Raw genomic sequence first — 4,664 nt, forward strand, 5'->3', positions numbered from 1 at the left:
TTAATTTATAAAAGAAAGGAATGATATTAATGAAAATAGCAGTTAGAGGAGGACATAACTATTTAGCAACTGGATGTGAAGGTCTTATAAATGAAGTAGTAGAGGATAGAAAAGTAAAAGATAGTGTTATTAAATACTTAAAACAGTTAGGTCATAGCGTTTTAGATGTTACACCAGGGGATATGGATAGTGATAGTGACTTAGTATATGGAGTAAGTAGAGCGAATAATTGGGGAGCAGATTTATTTATATCTATACATTTCAATAAGGCTTATAACAGTTATAACGGAGCAATAGGAGCAGAGTGCTTAGTTTATTCAAAGACAGATAATATTACATTAGATGAGCAAGTTGCAGGAAGAATACAAAATGCTTTAGATGGATTAGGTTTTACAGGACCTGAAAATAAATCTAGAGGAGTGAAAGAGGATAATTCTCTATATGAATTAAGAGCAACTAAGATGGCAAGTGTAATTGTAGAAGTATGCTTTGTAGAAGCTACAGAAGATGTAGCTTTATATAAAAAGTTAGGTTCAGATAAGATAGGAGAAGTTATAGCAGAAGCTATAGCAAATAAAAAAATAGAAGTAAAGGTGGAATATGATATGAAAAAAATAGTAACTTATTATGGAGATGCAGATCTATTTGGAGCAGTAATGGTAGCACAAAAGAATAGATGTCCTTTAATGAAAGTTTCAGATTATAAAGTAAGTGGATTAAAGGTAGAACAAGTAATACAAATAGGTGGTAAACCAGAAGATACTAATAGATATGTAACTTTTAAAAATGCTGCTAAATTAGTATAGGATTAAGGTTAGTGAGTTATGAAGTTAAACTTGATTACTTTTTTGTAAAATGATAATATACTTATATAAAGATCTTTTATTAAAAATATTTGATTTTTATATAGGAGGTAAAACATGAGAATTTTATACAGAAAGGTAAAAAAATATAATATTGTAAACATAGAATATATTATTAATATTTTTAAACCTAATTATTTAGACAATATATTTTCAGATAGTGATAAAACTTTAATGAAGAATGATTGGGGAAAAGTTGGGGAAGATTTAAGATGGGGAATAAAACAAATAAAAGTGAATTAAAAGAAATAAACAACAAAGATATTATTACCGGAAAAACAACTAGAGATAACATTTTAGGCACAAAGAAGTTATCAAGAGTAGAAAGAGTAGAAAAAATTGCAGTTAGAAGTGAAAGTTTTTCAGGACCAATTCCGCATCCTAAAATTTTAAATGATTATGATATGATTTGCCCAGGTGCAGCTGATAGAATAATAAAAATGGCTGAAAACCAAATGGACCATAGGCATAGTATGGAAGGGAGTTTTTTAAGAGCACATTCAAGAAATAGTTTCTTAGGTATAGTTTTTGCTTTTGCTTTAGGGTTAGTAATTACTGTAGGTGGAATATTATGTGTTATGAGTGATAAACAAGTGTCAGGATTGATTTTAGGGGGAAGTGGATTAGGAACTGTAATGCTTGCTTTTATACGAGGAACTAAAATGGATTTAAATGGGGATTCTACAGAGAAGAAAGATGATATAAGAAGTAAAGAAGAACAAGAAAATTTATAATAATATATATATTATAATTAGGAAAAGGTTAGTAGATAGTAACTACTAGCCCTTTTTCTTTTGTCTAAAATTAATAGATAAAAATAGAAAAAAATACATAAAAAGTATTGCAATATTATACTATCGATAGTATAATATAATTGTAAGGAGGTGATGAAGTTGCAAAGAAAAAAGAAGAAGAAAAAAGTTAATAAGGTTAAAACACTCACACAAACAACCTTGATTATCACATTAATAACAGCTTTAATTAATCTAATAAACGCCTTGATAAGTTTAATAGAAAAACTGTTAAAGCAATAATACTAAGAGGGGAGGAAACTCCCTTCACAAAATAACTTTTTACTTCTTCTTTTATTATTATAAGTATATCATGGAGGTTTTAAAAATGGAAGAAAAGAAGTCATTTAAAATTGCAATAATCTCCTTAGTAATAAGTATAGTGGCATTAGTAATAACAATAATAGCAGCATTTATTTAGGAGGTTATCTATTAATGGAAGAAAAAAACAATCAAACGGAAGCCAATAAAAAATGGCAAGAAAAGAATAGAGAAAAAGCAAGATATTTAAGAAATAGATCTACAGCTAGAGGTTTTATAAAAAATCAAGCTACAGAAGATGATTTAATAGAACTGGAGAATTTAATTGCAGAAAGAAGAAAACAATTATAATCTATTTAAAAGCTAGTAGGTGAGAAATTACTTACTAGCTTTTTTTTATTTTAAATTATTTCCCAAAACTAGAATAGATAAAATTATTAAATATGCAACTTTTTTTACTTATTTGTAAAATAAATTTTCAATAACGAAAACAAATTGGTATAATTTCACACAATTTTTATTGAATATTTCCCAAAATGTGATAATATAAACTTAAGGAATATAATTATTATTTAAGGAGGTGTATATAACAATGACTTATAATGTATTAGATATTGCAAGATATGTGATAAATTATTGTAATGAAAATAATGCCCACATATCAAATCTAAAATTGCAGAAAATATTATACTTCATACAGGCAGGGTTTTATATGAATAAAGGTACTGAATGTTTTAAAGATAATATAGAGGCGTGGAAGTATGGTCCGGTCATTCCAGAGGTTTATCATGAATTTAAACAATATGGAAGTAATAATATACCTTATATTAGTGAATATATAGATTTTTCAGATGGATTGTTTAATTATAAAAATATAAAGTATAATGATGATATTGTTGAAGAGTGTGACAAGGAGCTTATTAATGGGCTAATTGATGAATGTAATAAATATACAGCAAGTCAGCTTGTAGATATTACACATAAACAAACTCCTTGGATAGAAAGTTATGTTAATGGAGTTAATAACATAATAGATAAATCAACTTTACAAAAATATTTTAAAGGGAAATAGTTATGAACAAAAATACAAAAGGGTATGAAATGAGAAGTCCACTTGATGTACAGATGAAAGAAAATATTGAGCCTTTTAATGCTGCAAATGGAAAATTAGATTATTTGCAATATACTAGGGAAATTATTAGTTTTATGTGTATGGAGAAAGATGACTTTGAAGAAAATTTCAAAAATTTTCTTGATATCATTATTGCTAATAAGGATGTAAGAATTTTATACTCAGAAATTAGTAGTAATATTTATAGAAGAATTAACGATTTAGACAATATAAATATAAATTTAGAAAAAATTAAGGATGAAATTATTGTTAACAAAGGTAAAAATTTTCCTGATTCGCGAAGGGCTGAAAAAATAATAGTGAAAATTTATGATCATTTCAATCTAGCTATTTATCAATTAAAGAGACTAAAAGATGATGATGATGTTTTTAGTAAGAGGGTAGCAGGAATTATAAAACCTATAAATGATGAAAATAGTGAAAAGATTGATAATAAGTTTATTGAGATAGATTCCAGTATAAAAACAGAAGCGGGGAATTTAAAAAATGAATTTATAGGATTGATAGGAATATTTACTGCTATGTCGTTTCTTGTTTTTGGAGGGCTAGAGTTTTTAGGTGGGATATTTACGAAAATAGAAGATGTACCAATTTTAAAATTAATAATGATTGGGAGTATTTGGAGTTTGTGTATATCGAATTTAATGTATGCTTTTATGTTTTTTATAGAAAATATAATTGCATATAAAAAAGAAAGTGGACAACCTAAATATTTAAAAAGATATCCAATGATTATTTTTTCAAATTATATTTTTGTATTTATATTTTTATTTAGTTCATGGGCTTATTATTGCAGAAAAAACAATATAAATAATATAATAATTAATGTAGCCAATGATTATTCTATGATATATTTTATTATATTAATTATTTTATTAATAGGTTCATTTATTTTTATATCAGGAAAGTTAAAGAAGTGGAGTGTCAGAAATTCAATTTAATAGAAATAAAAAGAAAAATAATAAAAGCACCCAGAGCAATCTAGGTGCTTTTTGTATTAATAAAGATATAAATAGATATAAATAGAGATAAAAAATACATAAAATAAATTGACGCCAATTAAAGGAAGAAATATAATTAAATAGTAATACTTGTTAATTAATCAATAGGATATACATATACCATCAATATAAACAATATAAATAAACTGGCAATTAACAAGTATTAAAAAATCTAATTTACCCATATTATAAAAATAACGCCTAAATGATTCTCCTACAAGGCGTTATTTTTTATATTATTGTATCTATAAAGGTGTAAAAGATATAAAAAATATTGACTACCAGTATAAGGGGAAATTATAATTAAATAGAATACTTGTTAATAAATCCATAAAAGCCAGCAGTTAACCTAATACTAAGATTAACAAGTGTTATATAATTTCCAATAGCACCTAGAGCAATCTAGGTGCTTTTATAATGTTAAAAATGTATAAAAAGTATTGAAAACTAATAAAAGAAAAGATAAAATATAAATGAAGGTTGAAGGCTTCGTATAAGATTATTATTATTACCAAATGAAATATCACTTAGCTTATAAAAGTTAAGTGATATTTTGTTGTATATAAGAATAAAATTTGTAGAGAAATATTGACTATAAAAATTAAATCAAATATAA

At 25.5% G+C, this 4,664-nt stretch carries 7 protein-coding genes; all 7 read left to right on the forward strand.

What is annotated here, in order from left to right; all coding sequences use genetic code 11:
- The first annotated feature begins 29 nt into the window (after positions 1-29).
- The 7 genes from J7M87_RS04155 (at position 30) to J7M87_RS04185 (ending at position 3,988) form a co-directional block, all read left to right on the forward strand.
- Entirely contained in the window at positions 30-806 is a 777-nt protein-coding gene (locus J7M87_RS04155) for an N-acetylmuramoyl-L-alanine amidase (protein WP_291648953.1), read from the forward strand.
- A gap of 114 nt (positions 807-920) precedes the next feature.
- Positions 921-1,106, forward strand: a complete 186-nt coding sequence (locus J7M87_RS04160) for a hypothetical protein (RefSeq protein ID WP_291648955.1) — start codon at positions 921-923, stop codon at positions 1,104-1,106.
- Positions 1,076-1,597 (forward strand): DUF2335 domain-containing protein, encoded by a 522-nt coding sequence (locus J7M87_RS04165; protein WP_291648957.1) that lies wholly within the window; start codon positions 1,076-1,078, stop codon positions 1,595-1,597. Before J7M87_RS04160 ends, J7M87_RS04165 begins: the two co-directional genes overlap by 31 nt.
- 159 nt (positions 1,598-1,756) lie before the next feature.
- Positions 1,757-1,897 carry a hypothetical protein gene (locus J7M87_RS04170; RefSeq protein ID WP_172617170.1) on the forward strand — a complete coding sequence of 47 codons (141 nt, stop codon included), beginning with the start codon at positions 1,757-1,759 and terminating at the stop codon, positions 1,895-1,897.
- Positions 1,898-2,089: 192 nt separating this feature from the next.
- The gene (locus J7M87_RS04175) at positions 2,090-2,266 is read left to right on the forward strand and encodes a hypothetical protein (RefSeq protein WP_099346671.1); all 177 of its coding nucleotides are present in this window, start codon (positions 2,090-2,092) and stop codon (positions 2,264-2,266) included.
- A 241-nt stretch (positions 2,267-2,507) separates the two neighbouring features.
- Positions 2,508-2,987, forward strand: coding sequence for a type II toxin-antitoxin system antitoxin SocA domain-containing protein (locus J7M87_RS04180; RefSeq protein ID WP_291648961.1), 480 nt, complete (start codon positions 2,508-2,510; stop codon positions 2,985-2,987).
- Positions 2,988-2,989: 2 nt separating this feature from the next.
- Complete coding sequence (locus tag J7M87_RS04185; RefSeq protein WP_291648963.1) at positions 2,990-3,988, forward strand: hypothetical protein; 999 nt, start codon at positions 2,990-2,992, stop codon at positions 3,986-3,988.
- Positions 3,989-4,664: the final 676 nt, after the last annotated feature.

The organism is Clostridium sp. (assembly GCF_017888565.1).
Lineage (GTDB): Bacteria > Bacillota > Clostridia > Clostridiales > Clostridiaceae > Clostridium.